Origin of the sequence: Paenibacillus sp. HJGM_3 (assembly GCF_045062745.1) — a bacterium.
Classification (GTDB): Bacteria; Bacillota; Bacilli; order Paenibacillales; family NBRC-103111; genus Paenibacillus_AA.
In genome coordinates, this window is sequence record NZ_JBJGED010000007.1 from 59,774 (window position 1) to 85,276 (window position 25,503).

Below are 25,503 nucleotides of genomic sequence, written 5' to 3' on the forward strand. Positions count from 1 at the left end.
TGTCGAGAAATCGACAGCCTTTTAAATAACTATTGAATATCTTTTTTGATAGCACACAGAAGTTTAATGATTTTGCAAGTCATAACGTTACATAACTAATTAGGTGATTCAACAATTCTGTTAGAGGAACATCGATGGAATGACGGTGGAACAAAAAAATCAAACGCGTAAAGTCAAACTCGAACAAACAAGCATTACTCTAATCATTAAGAAATGCTTTTTTGTTAGTTGAACCATTACGGGAACGATAGTTCAATGGTGATTCTCCAGCTACAGTCAGAGGATCCCTGTTTCTTTGAAGAATGGAGAGGAAAGTATAAGATCTTTCTCACTGGGCCTTTTCAACTTGTGACGAGGAGATGGTATTTTTGCAGGAAACAATAGCGATTGATTTGGAAGAAGTGGCGCCCTTCAAAGCATTGGCAGTTAGAACGGGAATGACATCCGACAAGAGCGGGACGCGGGTGGCGTGGAGCAAGCTCACAGATCAGGTCCCGCTAGACGATGCTCGACTCACCGATGGGCCGTCAGCATATGTGTTTATTCCACAGGAGCAATGGAGCAAGAAGGTAGATACGCTTTGGGTCGGATTGGCGGTTCGTGAGTTTAGAGATGTACCGGATGGCATCGAGACTTTGGAGGTAAACGGAGGGCTTTGTGTGAGCGCATCAGTCTACGGGAATGAGGCCCATATGTGGCGAGTATACGATGCGATATTTACATGGCTCGAGCAGTCACCTGATTATGAAATCGATCGGCGTGAAGGGGTACTCGGGATGGAGACAGTGCCGTTTGAACCGTTCAACGCTCTAACAATTCCTAATACTAAAATCGAAACCTTTAACTTTACAATGCTATACCCGGTTCGCAAGAAGTCGCCGTAGACTTCTACGAAGATTTTAATTCAATAAATCCGCAAAGGAGATTTCAACATCCGGTAAAAAGTATAGGGCTGTGACAGGTTTGGAGCAAGTAGCCTGTTGCAGCCCTCTTTTACTCGTTTTTACCGTTCCTGTTATATAGATGTCATATTACGTTGAAGCGCAGCGCAAGCGAGAATGTCTTCTGTCGTGCGGATCCTGCCAATGCGCGGAAAGATGATCTTGCTCACGTGCTCATGTTCCGTTTCGCTGAAGCCAGTCATGGCATCGATCGCGAAAACCACCTGATATCCATGGGCAAAAGCTTCACGCGCTGTGGTATCTACACCGATCCCGGAAGCAATCCCGCAAAGCACGATTGTCGTGATGCCCCGCCGGCGCAACTGCTGATCCAAGTCTGTTCCATAAAACGCTCCCCATTGGCGTTTCGTAATCAGGTGATCGGTGTCGGTGACTCCGATCTCGGGTACGATCTCATCCCATCCCGGCACCAGATTTAAGGCTGGAGGGGCCTGATCTAGCAGCGGACGAGGCATATCTTTGAAGTCTTTCGTGGATACGCGAACAAGCCCGACAAAAGCGCCTGCCTCACGGAATGTTTGAACCATGGCGGCTGCGCGGCTGATGACTTGCTCCTTCGAATAAGGGGCATAGCTAGTTCCAAGCCAGTTTTGCAAGTCAATTACGATTAATGCCGTCTTAGGAAATTGAAACAACAAATCCTCCAAGATGGATCACCCTCCAACTAAGAAATCGAGCACGCCCCTCACTTGACTCTGAGTATAAAAAATTTACGAGGGGTCAATTGACTCTGTGTTCATTATTTTGTACCATGAGTTCAAAGGTGTCAAGAGGGGATACGTGAGAATGAGCGCAACCAAGCAGGATATCATTCATTCGGCTTCAAAGATGTTTAAAGAAAAAGGGTTTCTGGAGACTTCGATTCAGGAAATCGCCAAGGACTGTTCCATTGCAAAGGGTTCCGTGTACAAATATTTCCAATCTAAAGAGGACTTACTGTGCGTGGTTTTCGACGAATGTCAGACCGTTTATTTTGATCGGGCCGAGCGTCTAAAAAAAACCGAGACAGCTACTCCCAAAGAGAGGCTCGTCCATCAGATCGTATTTCGCTTTCAGTATTTTATTGAATACCATCACATTATGGTCGACTTCACGGATCTTCCGATTACGCAGTACGCCGCTTTCCGTTCGCTGAGGAGTCATGTTCGCGCCCGCATGATGGAGTGGCACAGGTCTTTGCTGCTTGAAGTCTATGGTGAGCGAATCAAACCGTTTCTTTGGGACTTAATCTTTATATACCGCGCGATCCTGAAGGACTATCTGCAGCGCATCGTCAATGAGGTGGAGCTGCTGTCGATAGAGGATACAGCTTGGTTTATCGTCGATAAGTTGGATGCGCTAGTTGAGCATATGACTAGATCAGGTTCCACGGGGCTGCTTAGGCGAAGCTCTTTCGATAAATTCATTCACTCAGGCTCGAGCGGCTGGAATAACGAAAAAGAACGGATTGCCGAGAAGATGTTCAGCAGAGTGGTTGCGTTGCTGAAGTCTTGGCCTGGCGGGACCGCTCGGCGGAATGAACTGCAAGAGATTGCCCAAATGCTTGGCGCGGAGATCACTCAAGCTCAGCCTAGAAAGCCGCTCATTCAGGCACTTTGTGCTTACTTGGAACAAGAGCAAGAGCTGAGAAGCCCGGTAATCCAGTTGAAGCAGATTGTTCTGGAAGAGTAGGAATGAGGGGATCAGGCCAAGGGACAAAAGGCCTTTCTTGCCGTTTCAGATAGTACGGAGAACCGTATCACAAAAAACGGCAAGCTTTTTGCAGAACTCATTCGGCGCATGGGTTTGAACAATATGGTCCCTATTATTCAACGACACCTTTCATCGCTTGATACATTTTATCTACGTATATGTCGATTTCGTCACGTGACATGCGCAGGCGATTCAAGGACGAGCCATAGCCAATCTCCTGTTTACCTTCTTCAAATCCCTGGAAAATTCCATCCGCGAATGCATCTAGAGGCTCTCCATTATTATGGGTAAAGGCAGTTTGAACTGCCGGCGGAGCCACTTCAATGACTTCTACAGATGCTTCGGAAAGTTGGTGTCTTAGACTCATCGTAAAGGAATGTAGTGCCGCCTTTGTTGCGGAATAAATCGGGCTAATTGCTAGGGGGGTGAAAGCCAACCCAGACGTAACATTCACAATAGCCGTATCTTGTTTTGTTGAAAAAAATGGTGCGAACAGCAGAGAAAGATGAACAGGGGCTTCAAAGTTGATCGCAATTTCACTGTTGTAATAGCTCCAATTCTCTTTTTCTTTCAACACATGAAACTGGTCCCCAATCCCCGCATTATTCACCAATACGTTGACGTCTGGATAATTCGTGGTCACCCAGTCAAACAACGCTGTACGCTCAGATTCAAGCTCAAGATCACTAACTCGAGTAATGAGACTTGGGAGCTTCTCCTTAGCCTCCTGCAGAACACTTTCACGTCGTCCGCAGACAATGACCGTATTGCCAGCTTTGATAAACCGCTCTGCAAAAGCTAGACCAATTCCAGAACCTCCACCAGTGATCAGTATCGTGTTCCCTGTAAGTTTCATCAGAGTTGCCTCCTTGTATAATATAATGTGTCTAGTCAAAGTCACCCATTTAATGCTTGAACCCAGCAATGGAGGCTCTTTTTTCAAACCAAATGTTTCTGCAATATTTTCCTTGTCATAGCCACCCATTGATCACTCTGATTCCCCCCTCAAACCAGATTTTCGTTAGATCCAGCCCAGCCGTAGCTTGATTATATTAAAAATTTTCTATGGCAATTTTACCGATAACTCTGCCCGTTTCCAGCAATGAATGAGCTTTTCGTAAATTCTCTGCATGGATAGGGGAAAGACGTTCGCTCAGGGTAGTTCTTATTTTTTTACCATCAATTAACTCAGCTACTTCGTTCAAAAGTATGTGTTGTTGAATCATGTCTTCCGTTTGAAACATAGATCTTGTAAACATGAACTCCCAAACAAAAGTTGCACTTTTGTTTACTATCGATGGCATATCAAGCGGCCCGTCTGCAATGATCGAACAAATGGTTCCTTGGGGTGCAATCGCATTCGCCATGTTTACCCAGTGCTTAGCAGTTGTGTTAAGACAAAGAATGTATGGAACGGTTTCATACCCTAACTGCTTTAATTGGGGGACGAACTCTTCGTAGTGGTTGATGGTGTGGTCAGCCCCTTGTTCTTTTGCCCAAGCAGCGGAATCAGGTCTGGAGGCAGTTCCAATAACGGTCAATCCAGCCCATTTTGCTAATTGGACGGCTATAGATCCGACCCCGCCTGCAGCTCCAATAATAAGAATAGTTTTATTCTTATTTTCGTTAGGTTCACGACTAATGTTCATACGTTCAAACAAGGCCTCATAAGCAGTCAGCGTTGTTAATGGCAGGGCAGCAGCTTGTGCAAAGTCCAAAGATTTTGGCTTTTTCCCTACAATCCTCTCGTCAACAAGATGGAATTCACTATTACCCCCTTGCCGAGTAATGTCACCAGCGTAATAAACCTCATCACCTGGACGGAATAACGTGCAATCTGGGCCAACTTCTTCAACAAAACCCGCCACGTCCCAGCCTAATACTTTGGGGTTTTCTTCAACTTGTTCTTTAGGCGATCGAACCTTATAATCAACTGGATTAACGGCCACAGCTTTTACACGAACGAGTAGATCTCGGCCGGTAGCAACGGGCTTTTCAATTTTTAGATCCAACAAACTTTCTGGGTTTTCGATAGGCAAATAACGATGCAAGCCAACAGCCTTCATTGTTTCCATAGTACATTTCATCCTCTCGTCTAGTTTTTTAGAGTTGTTGTAACGGTATAAAAATGGGTGTTGCTTACCGTTTATGTTCCGACTTCTGTTATAATAATGCAGTTAGTTGCTTTATGTAAGTACGCACATTTTTGTTGTATAGTATCCTTTTTTATACTAAGACTTGATTGGAGGCATAGGCAATGAAACGTATTAATAATGAGTACCCATCTTGTCCTGACCCCCGCGGATGTCCCGTGGAAGCCACATTAGAAGTGATTGGGGGAAAATGGAAGGGGATTATTTTGTATCATTTACTGTCGGAGACAAGGCGGTTTAATGAATTTCGCAGGTTAATGCCAGATATCACACAGCGAATGTTGACCCTTCAACTTCGCGAATTGGAAAATGATGGGGTAATACACAGGGAGGTTTATAAAGAGGTTCCGCCAAGGGTTGAATATTCGTTAACGGAGTTCGGACATACCTTAGAACCCATTATTAATCTCATGAGAGACTGGGGCGAGAGGTATAACCAGGGGCTTGCAAACAAAAGGGATATGTTAGTAAAAGTGGAGTAACAAATTACTTGCATCACTCGATCCAGTTACAGAGTTAAAGGCTCACGATTTGCACGAGTACTATGCGTCAAATACTTTATTTTCTTCAAACAACGATAGCAAAAACAGAAGGAGCAGATTGCCACGGCAGCTGCTCCTTTCCTTTGGGGATTTACATTTCGCTAACGAGGAACGGTGCAGCACAGGATGCATGGATGGCTAACGGGAAGTTTAACTTAAAAAATTAAATTAAGGTTCAACTTTCGAATCGGCTGAGTTACTTGTTGTGATTTGGTGCTTGTTGTGCTTCTTTCGTTCGATATGGGCTACTCCCCATTGGTGTATGGTTTCCATCACCGGAGACAAGCTCTTGCCGTATTCCGTGATGGAATATTCCACCTTCGGGGGGATTTGCGGATAAATGACTCGTTTAACGATCTCTTCCCTCTCCAATTCGCGTAGATAGAGCGTAAGCATCCTTTGGGTGATATCGGGTAACAATCTTCTTAATTCATTGAACCGCAAAGGTTTGCCTTGAAGCAATAGATAAATGATTAACGGCTTCCATTTGCCGACGATTGTATCCAGCGCTACAGCGAATTGACATTGGTCAGGGTTCTTTTGCATACGTTGTTCTCCCTTACAGTACCTTTTTTCATACTATACCACATTATTGTGCCTACTTACAAAAAGTTAGTATGTATTATATGATCAGCCTTGGTAGTGAGTAGTGATATACCGAGGGAGGATATTGATATGGAACAATTCGGTAATGGGAGATTCTCTGGCAAGAAAGTCGTGATTACGGGAGGTAGCAGCGGATTCGGCCTGGCGACGGCAAAGCTGCTGGCGGATGAAGGAGCACGCGTTCTGATCACCGGACGTACTCAGGCGACGCTCGACTCTGCTCGTGAACAACTCGGCAACAACGCAATCGCAGTCTTAAGCGATGCTGCATCGTCTAAGGATATCGCCACGTTGGCCGAACAGGTGAAGGCTGAGTTTGGAACAATAGATGCCCTGTTCGTTAATGCCGGTGTCGGGCGCTTTGCTCCCTTCGAGTCAGTGACCGAAGAAACGTACGACGAGGTATTTACAATCAATGCCAAAGGACCGTACTTCACCGTACAAAAACTCGCTCCGCTACTGAGCGCAGGAAGCGGTGTAGTACTTACCACATCGGTCTCCAACGTGTTGGGTACCGCTATGATCAGTGCGTACGCAGCCAGTAAAGCAGCGCTACGTTCCATGGCTCGAAGTCTGGCACGCGAGTTATTACCTCGAAATATTCGCGTCAACGCAGTCAGTCCTGGCCCTATTGATACAGGTATCTTGGAGAGATCCATGCCGAAGGAAGCTGCCGAACAGACCAAGACACAGATGACCCAGGAGAACCCGATGTTGCGTTTTGGCGATCCAGTCGAGGTAGCTAAAGCCGTAATATTCCTAGCATTCGACGCCACCTACACTACTGGGGCTGAGTTCCCTGTCGACGGAGGCGTCTCCCAGCTCTGAGCCATCTCAGTTCGCAGCACAGGCAACTCTGAACGAACCATTTGTTTGCAACTGGAGTCTCGTACCTAAAAGTAAGTCTCGCGAAGAGAGGCGAGATCTGCCATTACGCTAACTGATAACGATAGTTCAGCCGCGACATGACGGCAGCCGGCACACGGCTGCCGTTGTTCGTTCAACTAACTGGCAGGATAGTTACAAATAAAGGAAATTCTAAACTGACGAGGAACGATAATTCAATTACGGCTGCCGACTGGATCGGCGGCCTTTTTTCTCAATTAACTGGCAAAGAATTGAACTCAATGCTACCAAGAAGCCATGGATTTGCTGTACTAGGAATGATGGGACCGCAAATCGTGTGTTGACCTGGAGGCGGCTCCAGACTTTAGAATAATAATATCCGGAGCAGGGAGAGGTGGCGATCAGATGTATTCGATCGGGCAAACGGCCGAGTTGACGGGTTTCAGCATCGACACGCTCAGGTATTACGAGAAGATCGGCTTGACGAAGCCCCCTGAGCGAGGGCCGGGGGGCCTTAGGTCGTATAGTGATGAAGACGTGCGGGTGCTTTCTTCCTTGCATTGCCTGAAAAAGACAGGTTTGTCGCTAGAAGAAATGAAGGCGTTTCTGCAGGAAGGACGATGCTTCGCGAATTCTGCTTTCCCGCTAAGCGTCGAAGACAGGGAGGTTATCGCGAGCCGAACGCAAATTCTCTCGCAGCATCTGGCCAGAATGGAGGCTCAATATTTAGCGCTGGCGAGCGTAATCGGGCAGACGAGAGAGAAGTTGGATTTCTACAATGGAATATTAGAAAAGGAGGCGGCAATAAAATGAAAATCGCTTCAATTGGTTCTGGGAATATGGGCGGGACATTAGGCAAAAGATGGGCCGCTCTTGGACATCGCGTGATGTTTGGCTCGCGGGATCCACATAACGAGAAGATGAAGCTCTTGCTGCAGGTTGCAGGTGCTAACGCGCAGGCCGGCACGATCAAGGAAACGGTCGCATTCGGCGAGGCGATCTTGCTGGCCGTACTGCCCGATGATGTGGAGAGTGCGCTGGCCGAGGCGGGGGATCTGGACGGCAAGATACTCATCAACTGCACCAATCGATACGACGGCGCGTCCGAGGACGTGGAGGTGCGGCGTCTTGCTCGGAATGCGCGCGTCGTCCGCGCTTTTCACACACTGCCCTGGGAAGTACTCTCGAACCCACGGTATGAAGCAGGTACCGCAACTGCTTTCTTAAGCGGGGATGATCCCGCAGCAGTGGCAGCTGTCGCCAATTTGGCAACTGATATCGGGCTCGATCCGGTAAACATTGGCGGTCCGGAGGCCATGGCGAAGGTGGAGATGGCGGTCGGGATGATTTGGAGTGTGCTTGCTCCCAAGTTCGGGCGGGAATATAGCCTTAGCGTACTAAGACGTTAACGGCAGGAAGTTGATGCCATCCGTTCAATCAGCGTTGTGTGGTCTTTTGATGTAAGGCCGTGAAGGCGTTTAAGGAAAACGTTGTTGTTAACGTAGATTCTAACTCAGCGTATCCCTACTCTAGGGGTACTACGCTAACGAAGAACGATAGCTCAATCACCACATGGCGGCCGTCGGCGGCTGCTCAGCAACCACGATCAACGGTTATTGCATCCAAAGCCGGACCACATCATAGTGCGCCAAAAACAAGGAGGATGCTCGTAATGGGACGCATCCGGTAACTTACGCGATAAAGGGAAGCTAGCGGAAAGCATGTCCCTTTAGGGGAACTAAAAACCGAGAAAAGCCTTATAAATCAAGGGGTTTCGGCATTTTGCATCGCCTTTCCCAAGTGCCACAAGGCGTCTCGGGAAATCATCAAAAAGTGACCTTGACAGATTCATTCGCTAGGTATTATAGTATGTCATATGACTAACATACTATAATACCTAGGGAGTTGAAAGAAATGAATTCGAGTACTACGCAATCAGGTCACAATGCGTCTGCAAAGATGAGTTCAATTGGATCGCGGATTCTGGATGTTGATGCACTGCGCGGCTTCGCGCTGTTCGGCATCTTGATTGTCAACATCGCCTACTTCGCGTCTGGCTATGCGTTCCATCTTGTCGAGGATCCCGCCTATAACTCCTGGCTTGACCAGAGTGCGCATTGGCTGGTGAAGTTCCTCTTCGAGATGAAGTTCTACCTTCTGTTCTCTTTCCTCTTCGGATACAGCTTTACACTTCAAGTTGATTCTGCAGTCCGGAAAGGCGTCGCGTTCTTTCCCCGGTTCCTTCGTCGGCTGGCCGGATTGTTCGTCCTGGGAACCCTGCACGCTGTGCTGCTGTTTCACGGTGACATCCTGACCACCTATGCCATACTCGGCTTAGTTCTGCTTGCTGCACAACGAATCCAGCCACGCACCGCGCTCATCACGGCGGGCATTCTGATCGGGATCATCACTTTCATGATGGCCCTGGCCGCGGCGGCCGGCGGCACCCTCATCGCGGATTCGGCAGCTGCCATCGCCGATGGTCAACAATCCACTGCGGCGTTACAAGGTGGGCTAGGCTCGGTGATCTTCGAACACCTCCGCTCAATGCCTGAGATGCTGTCAGCGTTAGCGGTACAGGGGCCCCTCGCGTTGTCTTCTTTTCTGGTCGGCCTCGCGGCAGGTAAGGGCCGGGTTCTGGCCAACCTCAATGAGCACACGGGCATGTTGCGCCGGTTGCAGCTGGCGGGATACCCGATCGGCCTGGCCGGCGCGCTGGTATTCGCGGTCTGTGGCGGTACAAGCAACCTATTAGGACTGGCGGTTAGTATCCTTACGGCTCCGTTTCTGGTCACCGCTTATGTCGCGACCATGCTGAGGATATTCAGCTCCGAACGGGGTCGCCGGGTTGCCGAGATCCTCGCCCCCGCCGGGCGGATGGCGTTATCCAACTACCTTGGCCAGTCGCTGTTCTGTGCGTTAATCTTCACCGGTTACGGTCTTGGTCTGATTGGTAGGGTGTCCCCTCTCATCGTATTGTTCATCGCCGCAGCGATCTTCTCTGCACAGTTGGTGCTAAGCGCGCTTTGGCTGAAAAGTCACCACTACGGCCCGGTGGAATGGATCCTACGTGCTGTTACCAATGCCGAATGGCCGGATTGGCGTCGTCGCGGCGGGAAAAACAACTCTCAGCCGACTAGAGTTACCTAGTAGGGGTACAACCAACATACGTGTAAAAATAGGTAACTTAAGGACTTAAGGATACGAGTTCAATAAACCTGCGGCAGTCTCGGACTTTATTTATCCGGTCCAAGGCTGCGGTTGGTTTATTATTGGAGTCAGTCTTATTTTTCGGAGCCTAACGGTTTTGCAATTCAGAATTTCGCGTAGGTTCAACAAATCCAGTCTAAGGATAAGTGCTGAAAAATTCGGGGATATGAAGAGAGAAAATAACGAATATCTTGTGGTTGTTATCATTTTTGGTGAAATCGTGATTCCAAGATGTCATTTATCGGATGCTCGACCTGGGCAACATCCTTATTTAATCCCCATTATAAGGTTCTCTTTTTCGTGAATAACCAGCCCGCAAATAGGAATATGCAGCTTGGTATCAAGCAAATGGCTACACCTGCAAACAGTGAATCGTTGAACAATAAGGTTTGTAGTCCATCCGCTAAATTATGGCGATACGAGGCAATCGATGTGCTAATCGGAATCGCCGCAATGACGATAACCCAGAGTGATATACCTACATAGCTTCGAATACCGGAGAATAACATACTTATTATTGAAATCAATAACATATATGCAGCGAATTGATATAGGAACATACCCAATATGCCAAATTGATCCCAATGGAAGATTTCTAGGATGTTAAAGTAGAAAGAATCATCCTTGTATAATTGATCCACAAGCTTCAATAATATAACATTGATAATCGACAATACTACTGCCGATAAAGTATAAATGACCACTAGCGCGGTATAGTACTCTTTTCTGGTAGCGCCGATATTAATAATCTTTCTAAAAAACCCGAGTGGAAGCGCCACTGCCATCATAATAAGGATAATACTCAGCATGTTACCTATTGATACTGGAGCTGGAGAGTTATTCGCATTGCCAATCGCTAAGAAAACAATGAAATTCGCTACCAATCCTGCTGCTATGTAGGCTAACAAGATCCAGATGTAAATGCGCATTTGAATATACGCTGCCTTTAATATCATTTTATTCTTATTCAACATGCTCACCTCCATCTTTAATCAAATAGGCAAAAAACTTCTGCAACGGCAATCCGTCCACGGTAACACCCTGCTTACTAGCTTCTACCTTGTCATGTTCGCTAATTTCATCATATACCGCGACAAGTGTTCCTTTACCGTATGCTTCTTTATAAATCACTCGTTTACCTTCTGTAAATTGGGATACAGCTGCATTACTGCCCGTTAACAGATGTGATTGTGAGCGGATATTATCCACCTCATCTTCCAATACTATCGTGCCTGCTTCGATAATATAAACCTTCTCCACTACCGTATCGATTTCATCGATCAAGTGAGTTGAGATCAGAATCGTCCTTGGATGCTCAGCATAATCCTGTAACAGCACCTTGTAGAATTTCTCTCTCATCAGTACATCAAGCCCTAACACCGGCTCGTCATAAATAGTAAGTGGTGCTCGGCTCGCAAGTCCCACTATATTAGCTACAAGCGATTCCATCCCTCTAGATAGTTGCCGAATCTTCTTTGTTGGGTTTAGCTTGAATGCTGTAATGAGTTGCTGTGCGAATGACCAATCCCAATTCGGGTAAAATGCTGCTGCAATCTCCAAACTCTCGATGACCGTTGCTCCTCCAAAGAAAAAGTTCTTTTCTCGGATATAACAAGTCTGTGCCGGGGATGCTCCCGGTATAAGACGTTCATCAGCGATAACGATCTCCCCTGTGTCGGGGAATATCCCTCCTGTTAGCATATTGAGTAATGTTGTCTTACCCGCTCCGTTACGACCTAGCAATCCACAGATCGTATTCACTTCTATGTCCATTGATAGATTGCGAACAGCTTTGGTTCTTCCATAGCTCTTGTTCAAATGCTTACTTGCAAGAATTGTACTCATGTGACAATCAGCTCCTCTTTTGTTGCTTAATCATTTCTATGACATCCTCTGCAGTTAACTCCAGTTTGTCAGCCTCTTCGAGTAACTTTAGAACAAGCTCATTAGAAAAGCGTTGCCGTCGTTTATCCTTAATCATCTTCTTTGCACCCGTCGCCACATACATCCCCAGCCCCCTCTTCTTATACAGAATGCCATCATTCACTAGCACAGCAATTCCCTTCACTATAGTAGCGGGATTGACTTGGAAGATGCTGGAGAATTGTGCCATTGAAATAATCTGATCTTCTTCACTATAAGTACCATTCAGAATATCATCCTCAATCATGTTGGCAATCTGCAGGAATATCGGCTGACTGTCATTGAATCTGCTCATTATTCCATCACCCAATCAGTATGTTAGTCTTATGACATACAGTAATACCTGTGCAAGATGTTGTCAACAATTCTGACGGGGAAAAGAAAAACCCTAGCTCAGTTTAATTAAGGCCAGGGCTTTCTTTGATTCGGAAGGACAGACGTTTGTGGGAATATCGAAGAAATCGCAGTTGAATTTTACCACTCAGGGCAGTTCGATCCGGCCGTATCCCGTCAGGTCCGGTGCTGTACCGAGCAGCTCTTACACGCTCTCGGTTAACGGGGAGAACATATTCGTTGAGAAATTTGGCGATGTCAGCTTCGCAAGATTTTCCTTTGCGGGAACGGCCAATTTCACAGTGACGGCGAACGAAACGGTTTCAACGTTTGGCATTAGCCCGCAAAGCTATCAAATCCAAGGCAGCAGCAGCGGAAGCCTTCTTTCTTTCTCCATTGATCAACCGAGAACGTTAATTGTGAGCGTAAACAATCTGGAGAAGCTGCTCCTATTCGCTGACGGGCCTGAACCCGCCGCACCCGATATTCATGATCCGAACGTGATCAATCTGGCCGACTATTTACCGGCGGGCCGGGATCAAGAAGCGGCAGTCACCGGTTATTTGCAGAAAGCGATCGACGATACTTCCGCATTGAACAACGGAGCCGGGGGAACTCTGCTGGTTCCCGACGGGAAGTACATGACCGCCCAGCTCAGGCTCAAGAGTAACGTGCATCTTTTTTTACAAAGCGGAGCCTGGATTAAAGCAGTTCCCGATTCCAGCACGGCGAATTATCCCGCGCAAAACGGCTCGGACTCTTCCTTTATTTTCATACCTAACGCAAGCCATGTGAAAATTAGCGGGAGAGGGATTATCGACGGCAACGGGATGGCGATCAAGACCTTGAACGACAAAGCGAACATCAAGCTCTTGCGGTCCGCAGATGTAACGGATTTGCAAATCGAAGACGTCTATTTCCTCGATTCGGCAAGATGGACGATTCATCTGTTATACGCCCAAGACGTTGTCCTGAGAAATATCAAACTGATCAACGATTTGAGGGGCGGTCCCGACCCGGCGAATCCGAATATCTTGCTTCCGACGGTAACCAATACCGACGGGATAGATATCGATTCATCCCAAAACGTAACTGTAGACGGTGCGTTTATCTACACGGGAGACGATTCGATTTCGCCGAAAGTCACCAACTATTTGAATTTGAAAAGACCGACGCTCGGCTTACAGATCAAAAATAACGTATTATGGTCCTTGAAAGCGGCTCTTAAGGTTGGCGATGAAACGCTGACGGATATCGGCGATATTCGGTTCGAGAACAATGACATCGTTCGTGCCGACCGTTTTGTTGCAATTTGGGCAGGGGATGCAAGCCACATTCAAAATATCGACGTGATCAATAATCGGGCCGAGTTCATCGGCGGTAATTATCACGAGCGCTACTTTTATTTCCGCATCCGGTTGTTGAATGGGAATTCCAAGCCGGGATGGATCGATCAAGTCCATGTGAAGGATTTCTACGTTCTTAATAATGCGGTTCAGACTTCATCGATAGAAGGGTACGATTCCGCTCACCTGATGAGTAACGTAACGTTCGATAATGTCGTGATTCAGGGAGTACAAGCGGAAGGCCGAGACGATATTCCGCTTGACTTCAAAAATGCATTCTACAATAACGTGGTTTTCCAGCCTTCCGGTGAAGTATACAGCGGTACGTCGCGAGTCCAAATTAATAGGCCGGCGAACAATTCGGTTACGAATAATCCCAATCCGCAGATAAGCGGCACAGCCATCCCCAATAGTACGTTGAGGGTCTATGTCGATCTTGCAGCACCAGTAACGCTAACAGCGGATGCAAGCGGCAACTGGAGTTATACTCCGGGTGCAGTGCTATCGGAAGGACCTCACACGGTTAAGGCAGTAGCGATAGATGCCGCCGGCAACGTAAGCGCGGATTTGAGCATCGTAACATTCACGGTAGACTTGACCGCACCGAATAGTACCAGTTTTGTCGAAGCCGAGGACATGACGCTCGTCTTGAATTTATCCTCATGGCCGAACCGGATCCGTCTAACCCTCCTTATCTTTACTCCGTTCAAGTAAGCGGGGCAATTCCCGTTCTGACTGCAGGCGGGGCGGGATACGATTTGAACGGACTCACCGTCACCGGAAAGGATCAATTCGGCAGCTCCTATGACTTGACCGGCCTTTCTAAGTCATGGACGGTAAGAACAGGGACCGGGTTTTCTACGGTGAACGGCACAATCTTGATTCCGCTGAGTGCAGGATCAGGCACCGTTACTCTCACCGTATACGGCAAGGAGAGTAACCCGGCCGCTTTTACGGTGCAGGTAGCCGCAAGCGGCGAGCCCAGGGTTTTGCTTGTGGACCGGCGAGGAATGACGAGTGGAGCTTACCCATCTATCGCCGCTGCCGTCGCCAGTTCTCCGGTACTCAAACCGGGAGACATCATTTCATTGGTACCGGGGAGTGGTCCCTACCATGAAACGGTCAAAATACACGCGTCCGGTGTTCCCGGCAATCCTATTATATTTGAAGGGAACGGCGAGTTGATTAGCGGATTCACGCCGTTTCAGTTCACCCAAGAGACGAACGGGCAATGGACTTATACGCTGCCGGCCCCCATACCCAACTCGCTTCCGGACGGCAAATCCAGTACGTTCAGGCATCTGGTAGCGTATAATGGCCAGCGGCTTTTACTGGATCAACCATCGGGACAAAATGCCGGGATATTCACAAGCGATTATGCGGTATTGTCTTCGGACGGCAGCAAGCTAATCTTGAATCCGGATGAGGCCTCGCCGAATTCAGGCTGGGAAATATCCACATTGATGAACGGAGTTGAAATCGTCACCCCCGATTCTTATCAGACGTATCGCAATGTTTGGGTCACAGGCGTACAAAACGACGGATTTAACATACATGGCACCGGAACGGGGCTTGTGTTCGAGAATATAAAAGCCTTTAACAATTTCGACGAAGGATTCTCCTCTCATGACCTCACGAACTCCACAATTGAAGGTGGGGAGTTCTGGGGAAACGAAAACGGGATCTACAATCAGTCGAGAGACACCGTTTCTTTTACGGCAAACAATGTCAAAGTCTATAGCAATATCGGGTACGGAGTGGCGACACAGATGGGAACCAACTCTTTTTCAAACGTTCAAGTCTGGGATAACGGCATCTCCAACCTTCGAGTAGGCGGCAGGGTCTTTACTTCCCATGTAGTGACCTACGAAAGCAGGTGGTCGCAGCGCCCTTGGGTAGGCTATCAGGAATCGCAGAATTACAAATTTAATCAGGAAGTGAAACCCTATGCTTATTCCGAATATGTGAAAGCGGAATACCCGATCACGAAAACCGGGACAGCGCCGACCGTGCTGCCTGCTTCCCAGCTGCCTCCATTTAAGGGTGCGTTAGATGATTGGCGACACATCTACTTCTCCGCAGCTGAGCTATGCAATCCGGAGATCAGCGGACCGGAGGCCGACCCGGATGGAGACGGGCTGGATAATTTCGGCGAATATGAGGCAGGACTCAATCCGAAGGTGCCTGACAATCTGGCCGATATAACTCCGCCAGCCGCGCCGATCATCATGGAGCCGGCGGACAATTCGGTGATAGGCAATCCGAAACCGACTTTCAGGGGAACCGCCGAGGCGGGCAGTACGGTAACGGTAAGCGTATACGGCGCACTAGCGGGAATCACGACGGCGGATGGCAGCGGCAACTGGAGTCACATGCCGGTGGAGGCGCTGAGCGAAGGCTTCCATACTGTATCTGCTACAGCGACGGATGAGGGGGCAACAGGAGCAGCAGCTCCGCTAATCTTCACTTTACGGATAAGTACAAATACTTAGTGCATTGACATTAGTGAAGTGCATCGTTAGACAGTTCAACAACAAGGTGATTATAGGGCTATTTCCTTATTTGTCAACATGCCCTACCAAAATCTTAAAAAGATTCCGAATATATTGTTGATACAATATCGAGGAGGATAAAAGAAATGAAAAAAGGATGGTTAGTGATAGCGTCTTGCGTATTGGCAACTAGCCTTATGGCAGGATCGGCATTTGCAAAATCGGAAGCGAGCGAGTCGAATAAAGGAAATTCTGAGCAAGCAAAAGCGAACGCGGATCTCAAAGCGAAACCGGGTTCGGAAGAGACAGTTACTTCTAGTACTTATGATGGCAACCAAGGACATAATGGATACAAGGGACTGCTCAATGCGATTGACAATGTGCAGGACAAGCCTGCTGGAGCTGTTATTGCCGATCTACTGTTGACCAAATATGAGACCCATCTGACAGCTGAACAGAAAGCGGAGCTGGAAGCTATCAAAGAGAAGGACCTTGCTTTGTCGGTAGTTGCCGATCTGTTGGATAAGAACGGGAGCGTAACCGATGCGGTATATGTTCAAAAGGAAGCCATCTTAGCTAACGTTGCAAATCTTAATGCTTACAAGCAGCTCGGTAAAATGTACGAGAAGCTAGGGAAAATAGGCGTGAAATTGTACGTAAACGGCGAAGAGCCTACTTTTGAAGTAGCACCGTTTATTCGCGAAGGCAACACGTTGGTTCCATTCCGTGCGATTGCCGAGGCTTTGAAAGCAACGGTTAGCTGGAACGAGGATGAGCGTTCGGTTTCTGTTACAAGGGACGGTATTACGGTGAAGCTCTTTATTGATAGTAAGACAGCAACTGTTAACGGGAATGAAGTGACACTTGAGGTTCCTGCAACGATTGAAAACGGCAGCACGGTCGTTCCGGTTCGTTTCGTAAGCGAAGCGCTGAAGGCAGCTGTCAAATGGGAGTCGGAAACACAATCTGTAGTCATTTACGAAGAATAATTTGCGATCAAGAACTAAGAGCCATCCAATTAGTGGATGGTTCTTTTTTATTGCCAAAGAACAGGACAGGCATCACATTCCTGATTTGCGAGTAGAAGCTGTGACATTCTCGACGATGATAGAAGGGAGCAGTGGAAGGTTCGACCCAACCAACCGCGGCTACGTCGTTCCATTTTTTACATAATGCTGATACTGCAAGGGTAAACTTGTCTTTGGGATTTAACAAAATTTTTTAGAACACAGGAGGTACAAATGAAAAAACGTATTCTATTTTTGATCCTGTTAACGAGCGTTGTAGTGCAACTCATAATCTTGCCAGCTGAGAAGATCTCCGCTGGGGAGAAAATCGTCGTAAACCAGAACGAATGGAAAACGCTTGAACAGATATTCGGCCGAAAGGGTACTGTGCAAGACAATGTATTCAAGGTTACGTTTCCGCGATCCGACCTAAAAGTGCAAGTCGGTGAAGTCATGATCGAACCGGGTCTTGCTCTTACTGGCTGGCTCGCTTTTAAACTACATGAGAACGAAACCATGATGATGGGCGACCTCGTTCTGCTCGATACAGAAGTGCCTCAGGTAATCTCAAAATTATGCAGTAGTGGTATTGACATAACAGGATTACATAATCACCTTATTAGCGAAATGCCAAGTGTCATGTATTTGCATGTTGAAGGACACGGTGAAGCTAAGAAGCTTGCCGAGAGCGTCAAAACGGCTCTAGCTCAGACAGGTACGCCGCTTACGCAACCCTCCGTGCCCACACAACCATCAGCCTTCGATTGGTCAAAAGTTGAAGCCATCATGGGCCAGAAGGCTCGCCGCAGCGGGGATCTTCTGCAATTGAGCATTTCACGTTCGGAACCTATCAAGGAAAATACGACGGTTATCCCTCCATTCATGGGAGTAGCTTCTCCAATCAATTTTCAAGCGGTTGGAAAGAAGGCGGTAACAACGGGAGACTTCGTTCTTTTGGCTAATGAAGTGAATCCGGTCGTTCGAGCTTTGACAGAACACGGGATTACGGTTACGGCAATCCACAATCACATGTTGTTTGAATCTCCGCGCCTGTTCTTCCTGCATTTCTGGGGATTTGACGATCCTGAAAAGTTGGCTCGGGGACTGAAAGCAGCATTGGAAAAAACGAATCATGTAAAATGAAAATAAAATCAGCTTCGCGGACATCATCTGCAAAGCTGATTTTATTTATTACGATATAATGATTCACTTTTGACCATCAGTCGGTGCGATTATCGGAATGGAACCTTGTTGCGCGTCGAAACGAAGGGAGTTATTGCTTGTAAATAGGCATTGATCTTTATTTGTTTTTGAACGAGATGAATTTTACACTTTTTCTTGGATCAGTTATAGTATGTTTATCGACACACGAAGGAGGTCTTGCGTTGAACAGGCCTACAATAGAGCACCAACACGAACAGCTTGAGTCTCACGATCACATCCACGGGCACCAACATGAACATAAATATCGCAAACAAATCGTAAATCGGTTATCCCGTATTGAAGGTCATGTTCGTTCCGTTAAAGACATGACATCCGGTGGCCGTGATTGCTCAGATATTCTTTTGCAAATTGCTGCGATTAGAAAGGCTCTCGATAATGCAGCTAAATTACTGTTGAAAGACCATTTGGAGAGCTGTGTAATGGATGCGTTGGAACATGGCGACAGGAAAACGCTAGACGATTTAAATAAGGCATTAGATCATTACATACGATGATAAAACCGTGAGACCCTAACGTAAGGGGTGTCACGTTTTTTAGTTTTGAAATATCCCCCCGGGGAGGATATAATGGAGTCGGATCATTGATCAACCAATATGTTGACCAGGAAGTGAAGGTGTACGATGCCAGAACCAATCCCACTAAGCGATACGACTTCAAGGGAAAAAATCAAAATCATCCTAACCCTAGGGATCCCGGCCATGATCGAAAACTTTCTGCAAACGATTGTTGGATTCGTGGATACGTTGTTTGTGGCGAAGCTAGGTTTGAATGAGGTAGCGGCTGTTGGAGTAAGTAACACCATTATCGCGATCTATATTGCAATCTTCATGGCTCTTAGTGTGGGCACATCGTCACTAATCGCGAAGAGCGTCGGTGCCGGAGATTTGCATAAGGCAAAAGCCATAGCGAAACAATCGACCATTCTGGCTGCCGCGGTTGGACTTCTTTTCGGATTGATCTCGCTCGTGTTAGCCGAACCGCTTTTGCGCTTAATGGGTGCAGAACCGAAAGTGCTGGCAGATGGTGTGGTTTACTTCCGCATTGTAGCTGTACCTTCGATCCTGATCTCTCTGATGACCATATTCGGAAGCATTCTCCGAGCTGCAGGGGATACCAAAACGCCGATGAAGGTCGGCATTTGGATCAATTTGATTCACGTGGCGTTGGATTACGTGTTGATCTTCGGCTTATTCGGTGTAGGTGGATGGGGGATTGCCGGCGCCGCGTATGCCACGGTGATTGTCCGGTTGATCGGGGCAGCGGCGCTCTACTTGTATATCTATAAGTCGAAGTTATCCTTCTCCTTCAAGACAAAAGTGGCCGGCGAGTATACGTTGCCGCTCCTCCGGCTCTCCGGGCCGGCTGCAGCCGAACGGCTCATCATGAGGCTTGGTCAAGTATTGTACTTCGGCTTAATCATTAGGTTGGGGACCGATGTGTACGCCGCGCATACGATTGCCGGCAACATTGAGATTTTTTCTTATATGCCCGGATTCGGATTGGCTGTCGCTGCGACGACGCTGGTCGGGCAGCAACTGGGAGCCGGCAGAAAGCATGATGCCTATCGGTACGGTTTGTTTAGCGCAGCTGTTGCTGTCGTCTTTATGTCCTTTGTGGGAGTATTATTGTTTATATTCTCACCGCTTGCTGCGTCATGGTTTACCAGTCAAACCGATGTCATTCGGATGGTGACAACTGCACTGCGCATCGATGCGTTCGCTCAGCCTTTTTTGGCCCTCGGGCTCGTGATTACGGGGGCTCTGCAAGGTGCGGGAGACACGAAGAGTCCTATGTACAGCACTGCGATCGGCATGTGGCTCATTCGTGTCGTTGGGGTATATGTTCTTTCGATCCAACTCGGGATGGGAATCGCCGGGATTTGGCTGTCCATTGCTTTCGACTTGGTAATCCGGGCCGTATTTTTATTATGGCGCTTCTGGCACATGTTCCAGTTTATGGACAAAAGCAACAGACGATAGTGGCCTCTTAATCCTAGCATACGCTATACTTACGGGGACGAGATCCGAAAAAAGCTTCTGCGGCATTTGGGGAAGAAAGGAGCAGCCTTCGTTGAAAAAAATTTTGATCATTGAAGACGATCTTGAAATCAATCAGCTCGTGACCAAGTATTTGGAAAAAGAAGGCTTCGGCATCCGATCCGCGTACGATGGGAAGGAAGCGCTCGCTGCTGTTTCCAGGGAGGATTACCAGCTTGTCATTTTGGACTTGATGCTGCCGCATATAGACGGCCAGGATATTTTGCGCGCCATTCGAAAAAAAGGAACGACTCCCGTAATCATTTTGTCTGCCAAAGATCGGGAGATGGACAAAATACGAGGGCTCGAGCTTGGGGCCGACGATTATTTGACCAAGCCGTTTACAATCGGGGAGCTTGTCGCCAGAGTGAAAGCGCAGCTTCGCCGTTCGATGGACTTTAATTCGGACGCCGCCTCCGGGTCGAACCCCGAGTTATTGAAGCTCGGAGACCTGGAGTTGAACGCGGATACGTATGAAGTCACTGTCGCTGGGATAAACAAATCGATAACCGCAAAGGAATTTGCGATTCTAAAGCTGTTTATGACTTACCCCACCCGAGTGTTTACGAAGTCGCAAATCTTCGAAGGGGTTTGGCGAGAGGAAAGTCTTTCTGACGATAATACAGTCATGGTTCACATCAACAGGCTGCGGGCGAAAATTGAGAAGGATCCCTCGAATCCGGTTTACATTCAAACGGTGTGGGGTTTTGGCTACAAGCTCGGCGAGGGAGGCTGACACCCGGTGGCTCAAATTCTCATTCTGGCTCTCGTGCTCGTTACGTTGTTTCTCCTGTTTCAGTATCGCCGTGTGCTAAACGAAGTCAAAAGAATGACCCGGACAACCGAAGCCATTCGGCAAGGAAATTTGAATTTGCGTTATCGTTTGCGTGTGTCGCAGAAGTCAGTCCAGGACTTGGGAGGGGAATTGAATCGTCTTATCGATCATGTTCAAGCGGGCAGAGAGCGAACCCGATTTCTGGAGGATGAGCGCAAACGGATGATCGCCAATATTTCGCACGATTTGCGCACCCCCCTCACCTCTTTGCTGGGCTATATCGAGGCGTTGCAGCAAGACGCGACATTGACGGCGGAAGAAAAGGACAATTTTATAAAAATCGCCGCGGGAAAAGGGAACACGCTGTTGGAAAGGCTGCAGGAGTTTTTCGAGCTGGCCAGGTTGGAAGCCGAAGACACACCGCCCGAGCTTCATAAAATCAACTTGAACGACGTTGTGCAGGAGGTTTTGGTCGGGTTTTACCCGGATTTTCAAAAAATTTCCGTTGCGCCGACGGTTCAACTTCCGGCTTCGCCGCCTTATGTCAGGGGAGACCGGATCTTTTTGCGGCGTGTGTTCGAAAATCTGCTATCGAATGCGTTGCGCTATGGCCGGGAAGGCGGAGAAATCGGCATTGAGGTTCGGGAGGACCCGGATTCGGTTCGGGTTGAGATTTGGGATCGCGGCCAAGGAATTTCCTCTCAAGACCTGCCGCATGTTTTCGATCGCTTCTATACTGGGGAAGCTTCAAGGAATGCGGCTTTGCGCGGTACCGGCCTGGGACTCACCATTGCCAAGAGTCTGGTCGAAAAACAAGGCGGCCGAATTGCGGTATCCAGCAAGCCGGGAGAAAAAACGGTTTTTTCCGTTAGCTTGTTAAAAGGTTGAGATTTAAGAACTTTGTTAGAAATACGAAAACGGCCCGTTAGAACGCGGCTTTATACTTGGCTTCAAAAGGAGGAAGTCAAGTGAGAGCATTTGAAGTCGCGTTAATTGTCGTGAATTTGTTTGCTTTGTTTCTGGGCACGAGGGAAAAACTAACCAAAAACGTTTTGCTGGGACTGGCAGGCTCCAATGGGCTTATACTTGGTCTTCACGGCGCAATAGAAGAATTTCGTTACTCGATGTCTTTTTCCTATGCTTTCGTTTTTTTGTTCACGATTTACGCTCTGTTGAGGTCGGCGATCGAGATGCCGGAAACCAAATGGATCAAGCTGCTTAAAAACACCGGAATCGGGTTGTCCCTCATTTTCCTCGCAATAACCTCCCTGCTGGCTTACGTCCTCCCGGTGTTCAAGCTTCCGGCGCCGACAGGCGAGTATGCGGTGGGCGTTCAGTATTTTTACCCGACGGACGAACGGCGTCTAGAGCCCTTTCTGAAAGATTCGACGGAAAAGCGGCAGTTGGCGGTCAAAATTTACTACCCGGCGACAGAGGACAAGTCCAAGCCGAAAGCTGCTTATTTTCACGGTTCGCTCGAGCTCGTTCAAGCATTCGCCTCCGGCTACCGTTTGCCGCGATTCATGTTCGATCAACTGAGGCTGGTCGAAACGCACTCCCGGGAAAGGCTGTCCGTATCGGAGAAACAGGCGAAGTACCCTGTCGTTTTATTTTCGCATGGCGGAGGTACATTGATGGAAACGCACACTTCGCAATGCGAGGATTTGGCCAGTCAAGGCTACGTTGTCGTTGCCGTTAATCACACCTACGTCTCGTCGGCGACCGAGCTTCCCGACGGAATCGTCACGGACCGGGATGCCACCGCGAGCTTCGACGATGGCGATCCCCTGGATGCCATTACGCAAATCATGGCGGACGACAACCGTTATATGATCGATCTGCTCACTGATATGAACGCAGGGGAGACGGAATCCATCTTTGCCGGCAAACTCGATTTGGAACGAATCGGCGTCGTCGGCCATTCGTTAGGGGGCGCAGCGGCGTACAATTTGGCCATCAGCGACAGCCGAGTAAAAGCCGCGCTCAACCTGGATGGAGCCGTTTATGCCGTTCCCGATGCGTCGAAGCCGAAGGCTGCTTTCCTCATGCTGGCGAATGACGAATTTGGTATCCAGGCGATTGCGAAACGCGAACCATTGATGAAAAAATGGGAGGATATGTCTGCCGAAGAGCAGCAGGGCGTTGCATCGGCATACGGAAGCGAACAAGCCTATATCGGCATTTACAAGAAACAGGAGCAGGCGATCAACGGGCTTGCCGATACGTTGAAGGCGTCAGACAGCTTGTTTGCGATCGAAGGCAGCGCTCATATGAAAATGGCGGATATCGGGCTTTATATAGGTCCCGGGTTCCGAAGCTTAATTGGAATTAACGGAGCCACTTCGTCGGAGGAATGTCTGGAAATCGCCAAAGCCGCGACTTTGGCTTTTCTCGACCAGCATCTCAAAAATGGACAAGGGATGGAGTCCGTGCTTGGCGAGTATCCGAAGCTGCATCGAGTAAAGCTGACGTATGCCGTCGTTGGGATAAAAAAATAGCCTGAGGCAAGGGAGGGACAGGCTTGAAAACGATTTTGCAAACTAGCCGTCTGACGAAAAGTTACGGTGCAAAAACGGTCGTAAGCGACTTGAATATGACCGTTCAACAGGGCGACATATACGGTTTTCTGGGGCAGAACGGAGCCGGAAAAACGACAACTTTGCGGATGATTATGGGGCTTATCCGTCCGTCTGCCGGAGAAATCGAATTGTTCGGCACTCCGCTGCACGGGAACAAAAACAAGGCGATGGAGCGAATCGGCGCCATCATCGAGTATCCGGGGTTCTATTTGAACCTGAACGCGGCGGATAATCTGGACATTCACCGGCGAATGATGGGCATGGGTAACCGTGAAAGCATCGAAGAGGCGCTGGAGGCCGTCGGACTGCTGGAGGCCAAGCATCAGAAGGTCAAGCAATATTCGCTCGGAATGAAGCAGCGTCTCGGAATTGCCCGCGCACTGCTCCATCATCCCGAACTGTTGATTTTGGACGAGCCTACCAATGGCCTAGATCCGGGTGGTATGAAAGAGATGCGCCAGCTTTTTCTGGAGCTTGCCCGCAAGCGGGGCATCACCTTCCTCATTTCCAGCCATTTATTAAGCGAAATCGAGCAGCTTGCCAATAAGATCGGCATCCTGCACAGAGGCTGTCTGTTGGAGGAAATCGACTATGAAACGCTGCAAAAAAAGACTCGAAACTATCTCGACCTCAATGTAACGGACGAGAAAAAAGCCGCTTTTATTTTGGAGCAAAAGCTGGGGACGACCGACTATGTCATTGCCGGTTCCGGGGGGCTGCGCCTATACGACCATCTCGACAGGCCGGATCTTGTCAGTATGCTGCTTGCCCAAAACGGAGTCGGCGTGAGGGAAATGCGGTTGGCGGGGGATAGCCTGGAGGATTATTTTCTGAAGCTGACGGGGGGCGAAAGCTCTGCTTAAACTTTTGTCGGCGGAAATGCTGAAGCTGAAGCATACGAAGATGTATTGGCTTATTCTGCTTGGAGCCATTCCCGCAAATCTTGTGACCCTCTCGGCTTTCTTGCCTCGAGTTACACCCGAGGGAGTTCGGGCGGCGATCGACCTGCAGGATATGTTTTACCGGCAAGGGATGACGATTACCATTCTGGCTCCGTTTATGTTCGCCTTGATGACAGGTTATATCTTCTCGCGAGAATATCAGGAACGAACGATCAACCAGCTTTTTTCCTACCCGATCTCGCGACTGAGTATTCTTCTGGCCAAACTGGCATCCATATTGCTGCTGATCGTCGTCACTTCGGCGCTTTCGTGTCTTACGGTAACGGCTGCCGGACTTGTTTTAGCCTTTTCTCAGCCTGTCGATTTTGCAGTCGTTTGGTCTGGGATTCGCATGAATGGACTGGCCTGCCTCCTCTCGTTCGGCACTGTGCCTGTAGCGGCCGCTATAAGTATGGTTGGAAAAAGCGTAATCCCTTCGACAGTATTGGGCGTATTTACCACAGTTGTCACCCTGCTCGGGGAAATGGGACATGGCATGAGGGGCATTCTTTTTCCGTGGCTGATGCCTTACTGGCCGGTTCGGGAATTGGCACAAGGACTGGCGGTGAGCGGTCCGAATCCTTACGTCGCACCCGGAATAACGATTCTTGCCGTTACTTTTATCGCTTCCTTGGCGTTCTGCATCGTTTATTACGAAAAGTCGGAAGTTCATAGCGGTTCTTAATTGGGGATGGATTGGCTTGTTAGGATTATTGATTGAATGAAAAAGGTCAGGCAATGGAAAAATTGTCTGACCCTTTTGTAATTTTTTTCTCAATTTCCCCTCAAACCTTACATGGAACCGCTTTCTTTCAGTTTGCACACTATTGAATATC

The 25,503-nt window shown here is 48.2% G+C and carries 25 protein-coding genes; 18 read left to right on the forward strand and 7 right to left on the reverse strand.

Translation table 11 applies throughout. From position 1 onward, the window contains the following. Positions 1 to 368 precede the first annotated feature (368 nt). Complete coding sequence (locus ACI5FR_RS09995) at positions 369 to 884, forward strand: GyrI-like domain-containing protein (RefSeq protein ID WP_405453830.1); 516 nt, start codon at positions 369 to 371, stop codon at positions 882 to 884. A 131-nt stretch (positions 885 to 1,015) separates the two neighbouring features. Here ACI5FR_RS09995 and ACI5FR_RS10000 read toward each other — a convergent pair whose 3' ends face one another. Next, positions 1,016 to 1,612: an isochorismatase family protein gene (locus ACI5FR_RS10000; RefSeq protein ID WP_405454307.1), complete on the reverse strand. Its 597-nt coding sequence runs from the start codon at positions 1,610 to 1,612 to the stop codon at positions 1,016 to 1,018. 136 nt (positions 1,613 to 1,748) lie between these two features. Between ACI5FR_RS10000 and ACI5FR_RS10005 the strand changes: the two genes are divergently transcribed. Continuing rightward, complete coding sequence (locus ACI5FR_RS10005; RefSeq protein WP_405453833.1) at positions 1,749 to 2,633, forward strand: TetR/AcrR family transcriptional regulator; 885 nt, start codon at positions 1,749 to 1,751, stop codon at positions 2,631 to 2,633. A 133-nt stretch (positions 2,634 to 2,766) separates the two neighbouring features. Here ACI5FR_RS10005 and ACI5FR_RS10010 read toward each other — a convergent pair whose 3' ends face one another. Together ACI5FR_RS10010 and ACI5FR_RS10015 are read right to left on the reverse strand one after the other, a co-directional pair. Continuing rightward, entirely contained in the window at positions 2,767 to 3,510 is a 744-nt protein-coding gene (locus ACI5FR_RS10010; protein ID WP_405454309.1) for an SDR family oxidoreductase, read from the reverse strand. Positions 3,511 to 3,706: 196 nt separating this feature from the next. Beyond that, positions 3,707 to 4,729: a zinc-binding alcohol dehydrogenase family protein gene (locus ACI5FR_RS10015; RefSeq protein ID WP_405453835.1), complete on the reverse strand. Its 1,023-nt coding sequence runs from the start codon at positions 4,727 to 4,729 to the stop codon at positions 3,707 to 3,709. 182 nt (positions 4,730 to 4,911) lie between these two features. On the opposite strand from ACI5FR_RS10015, the gene ACI5FR_RS10020 reads away from it, so the two are divergent. Next, complete coding sequence (locus ACI5FR_RS10020) at positions 4,912 to 5,289, forward strand: winged helix-turn-helix transcriptional regulator (protein ID WP_405453838.1); 378 nt, start codon at positions 4,912 to 4,914, stop codon at positions 5,287 to 5,289. A 228-nt stretch (positions 5,290 to 5,517) separates the two neighbouring features. On the opposite strand, the gene ACI5FR_RS10025 is transcribed toward ACI5FR_RS10020, so the two are convergent. Next, positions 5,518 to 5,895: a winged helix-turn-helix transcriptional regulator gene (locus ACI5FR_RS10025; protein WP_405453841.1), complete on the reverse strand. Its 378-nt coding sequence runs from the start codon at positions 5,893 to 5,895 to the stop codon at positions 5,518 to 5,520. A gap of 129 nt (positions 5,896 to 6,024) precedes the next feature. On the opposite strand from ACI5FR_RS10025, the gene ACI5FR_RS10030 reads away from it, so the two are divergent. The 4 genes from ACI5FR_RS10030 to ACI5FR_RS10045 all read left to right on the forward strand — a co-directional run bounded on the left by ACI5FR_RS10030 (position 6,025) and on the right by ACI5FR_RS10045 (position 9,951). Next, positions 6,025 to 6,783 carry an SDR family oxidoreductase gene (locus tag ACI5FR_RS10030; protein ID WP_405453844.1) on the forward strand — a complete coding sequence of 253 codons (759 nt, stop codon included), beginning with the start codon at positions 6,025 to 6,027 and terminating at the stop codon, positions 6,781 to 6,783. A 423-nt stretch (positions 6,784 to 7,206) separates the two neighbouring features. Next, entirely contained in the window at positions 7,207 to 7,614 is a 408-nt protein-coding gene (locus ACI5FR_RS10035) for a MerR family transcriptional regulator (protein WP_405453846.1), read from the forward strand. Beyond that, positions 7,611 to 8,210: an NADPH-dependent F420 reductase gene (locus ACI5FR_RS10040; protein WP_405453849.1), complete on the forward strand. Its 600-nt coding sequence runs from the start codon at positions 7,611 to 7,613 to the stop codon at positions 8,208 to 8,210. The genes ACI5FR_RS10035 and ACI5FR_RS10040 overlap by 4 nt, the downstream gene beginning before the upstream one ends. 505 nt (positions 8,211 to 8,715) lie before the next feature. Then, entirely contained in the window at positions 8,716 to 9,951 is a 1,236-nt protein-coding gene (locus ACI5FR_RS10045; protein ID WP_405453852.1) for a DUF418 domain-containing protein, read from the forward strand. 341 nt (positions 9,952 to 10,292) lie between these two features. Here ACI5FR_RS10045 and ACI5FR_RS10050 read toward each other — a convergent pair whose 3' ends face one another. From ACI5FR_RS10050 to ACI5FR_RS10060, 3 genes are read right to left on the reverse strand one after another with little or no spacing between them, the layout of a single operon-like run. Next, positions 10,293 to 10,982 (reverse strand): hypothetical protein, encoded by a 690-nt coding sequence (locus ACI5FR_RS10050; RefSeq protein WP_405453855.1) that lies wholly within the window; start codon positions 10,980 to 10,982, stop codon positions 10,293 to 10,295. Next, a complete protein-coding gene (locus tag ACI5FR_RS10055) occupies positions 10,975 to 11,856 on the reverse strand; it encodes an ATP-binding cassette domain-containing protein (RefSeq protein ID WP_405453858.1) in 882 nt (293 codons plus the stop codon). The genes ACI5FR_RS10050 and ACI5FR_RS10055 overlap by 8 nt, the downstream gene beginning before the upstream one ends. 7 nt (positions 11,857 to 11,863) lie before the next feature. Next, positions 11,864 to 12,229 carry a GntR family transcriptional regulator gene (locus tag ACI5FR_RS10060; protein WP_405453860.1) on the reverse strand — a complete coding sequence of 122 codons (366 nt, stop codon included), beginning with the start codon at positions 12,227 to 12,229 and terminating at the stop codon, positions 11,864 to 11,866. Positions 12,230 to 12,686: 457 nt separating this feature from the next. Here ACI5FR_RS10060 and ACI5FR_RS10065 point away from each other — a divergent pair, with 457 nt between their 5' ends. From ACI5FR_RS10065 to ACI5FR_RS10115, 11 genes are all read left to right on the forward strand, one after another. After that, a complete protein-coding gene (locus ACI5FR_RS10065) occupies positions 12,687 to 14,327 on the forward strand; it encodes a glycosyl hydrolase family 28 protein (RefSeq protein WP_405453863.1) in 1,641 nt (546 codons plus the stop codon). Between the two features lie 44 nt (positions 14,328 to 14,371). After that, the gene (locus ACI5FR_RS10070; protein ID WP_405453866.1) at positions 14,372 to 16,105 is read left to right on the forward strand and encodes an Ig-like domain-containing protein; all 1,734 of its coding nucleotides are present in this window, start codon (positions 14,372 to 14,374) and stop codon (positions 16,103 to 16,105) included. A gap of 146 nt (positions 16,106 to 16,251) precedes the next feature. Continuing rightward, on the forward strand, positions 16,252 to 17,094 hold the full coding sequence (locus ACI5FR_RS10075) for a copper amine oxidase N-terminal domain-containing protein (protein WP_405453868.1): 843 nt from the start codon (positions 16,252 to 16,254) through the stop codon (positions 17,092 to 17,094). Positions 17,095 to 17,346: 252 nt separating this feature from the next. Further along, complete coding sequence (locus ACI5FR_RS10080) at positions 17,347 to 18,255, forward strand: DUF1259 domain-containing protein (RefSeq protein WP_405453871.1); 909 nt, start codon at positions 17,347 to 17,349, stop codon at positions 18,253 to 18,255. 242 nt (positions 18,256 to 18,497) lie between these two features. Beyond that, positions 18,498 to 18,830: a metal-sensing transcriptional repressor gene (locus ACI5FR_RS10085; protein WP_405453874.1), complete on the forward strand. Its 333-nt coding sequence runs from the start codon at positions 18,498 to 18,500 to the stop codon at positions 18,828 to 18,830. A 126-nt stretch (positions 18,831 to 18,956) separates the two neighbouring features. Beyond that, positions 18,957 to 20,315 (forward strand): MATE family efflux transporter, encoded by a 1,359-nt coding sequence (locus ACI5FR_RS10090; RefSeq protein ID WP_405453877.1) that lies wholly within the window; start codon positions 18,957 to 18,959, stop codon positions 20,313 to 20,315. 91 nt (positions 20,316 to 20,406) lie between these two features. Next, a complete protein-coding gene (locus tag ACI5FR_RS10095) occupies positions 20,407 to 21,108 on the forward strand; it encodes a response regulator transcription factor (RefSeq protein WP_405453880.1) in 702 nt (233 codons plus the stop codon). A gap of 6 nt (positions 21,109 to 21,114) precedes the next feature. Beyond that, positions 21,115 to 22,035, forward strand: a complete 921-nt coding sequence (locus tag ACI5FR_RS10100; protein WP_405453883.1) for a sensor histidine kinase — start codon at positions 21,115 to 21,117, stop codon at positions 22,033 to 22,035. An 80-nt stretch (positions 22,036 to 22,115) separates the two neighbouring features. Next, positions 22,116 to 23,645: an alpha/beta hydrolase family protein gene (locus ACI5FR_RS10105; protein ID WP_405453886.1), complete on the forward strand. Its 1,530-nt coding sequence runs from the start codon at positions 22,116 to 22,118 to the stop codon at positions 23,643 to 23,645. 23 nt (positions 23,646 to 23,668) lie between these two features. Further along, positions 23,669 to 24,589, forward strand: a complete 921-nt coding sequence (locus ACI5FR_RS10110) for an ABC transporter ATP-binding protein (RefSeq protein ID WP_405453889.1) — start codon at positions 23,669 to 23,671, stop codon at positions 24,587 to 24,589. 4 nt (positions 24,590 to 24,593) lie between these two features. Then, on the forward strand, positions 24,594 to 25,352 hold the full coding sequence (locus ACI5FR_RS10115; RefSeq protein ID WP_405453892.1) for an ABC transporter permease: 759 nt from the start codon (positions 24,594 to 24,596) through the stop codon (positions 25,350 to 25,352). The last annotated feature ends 151 nt before the right edge of the window (positions 25,353 to 25,503 follow it).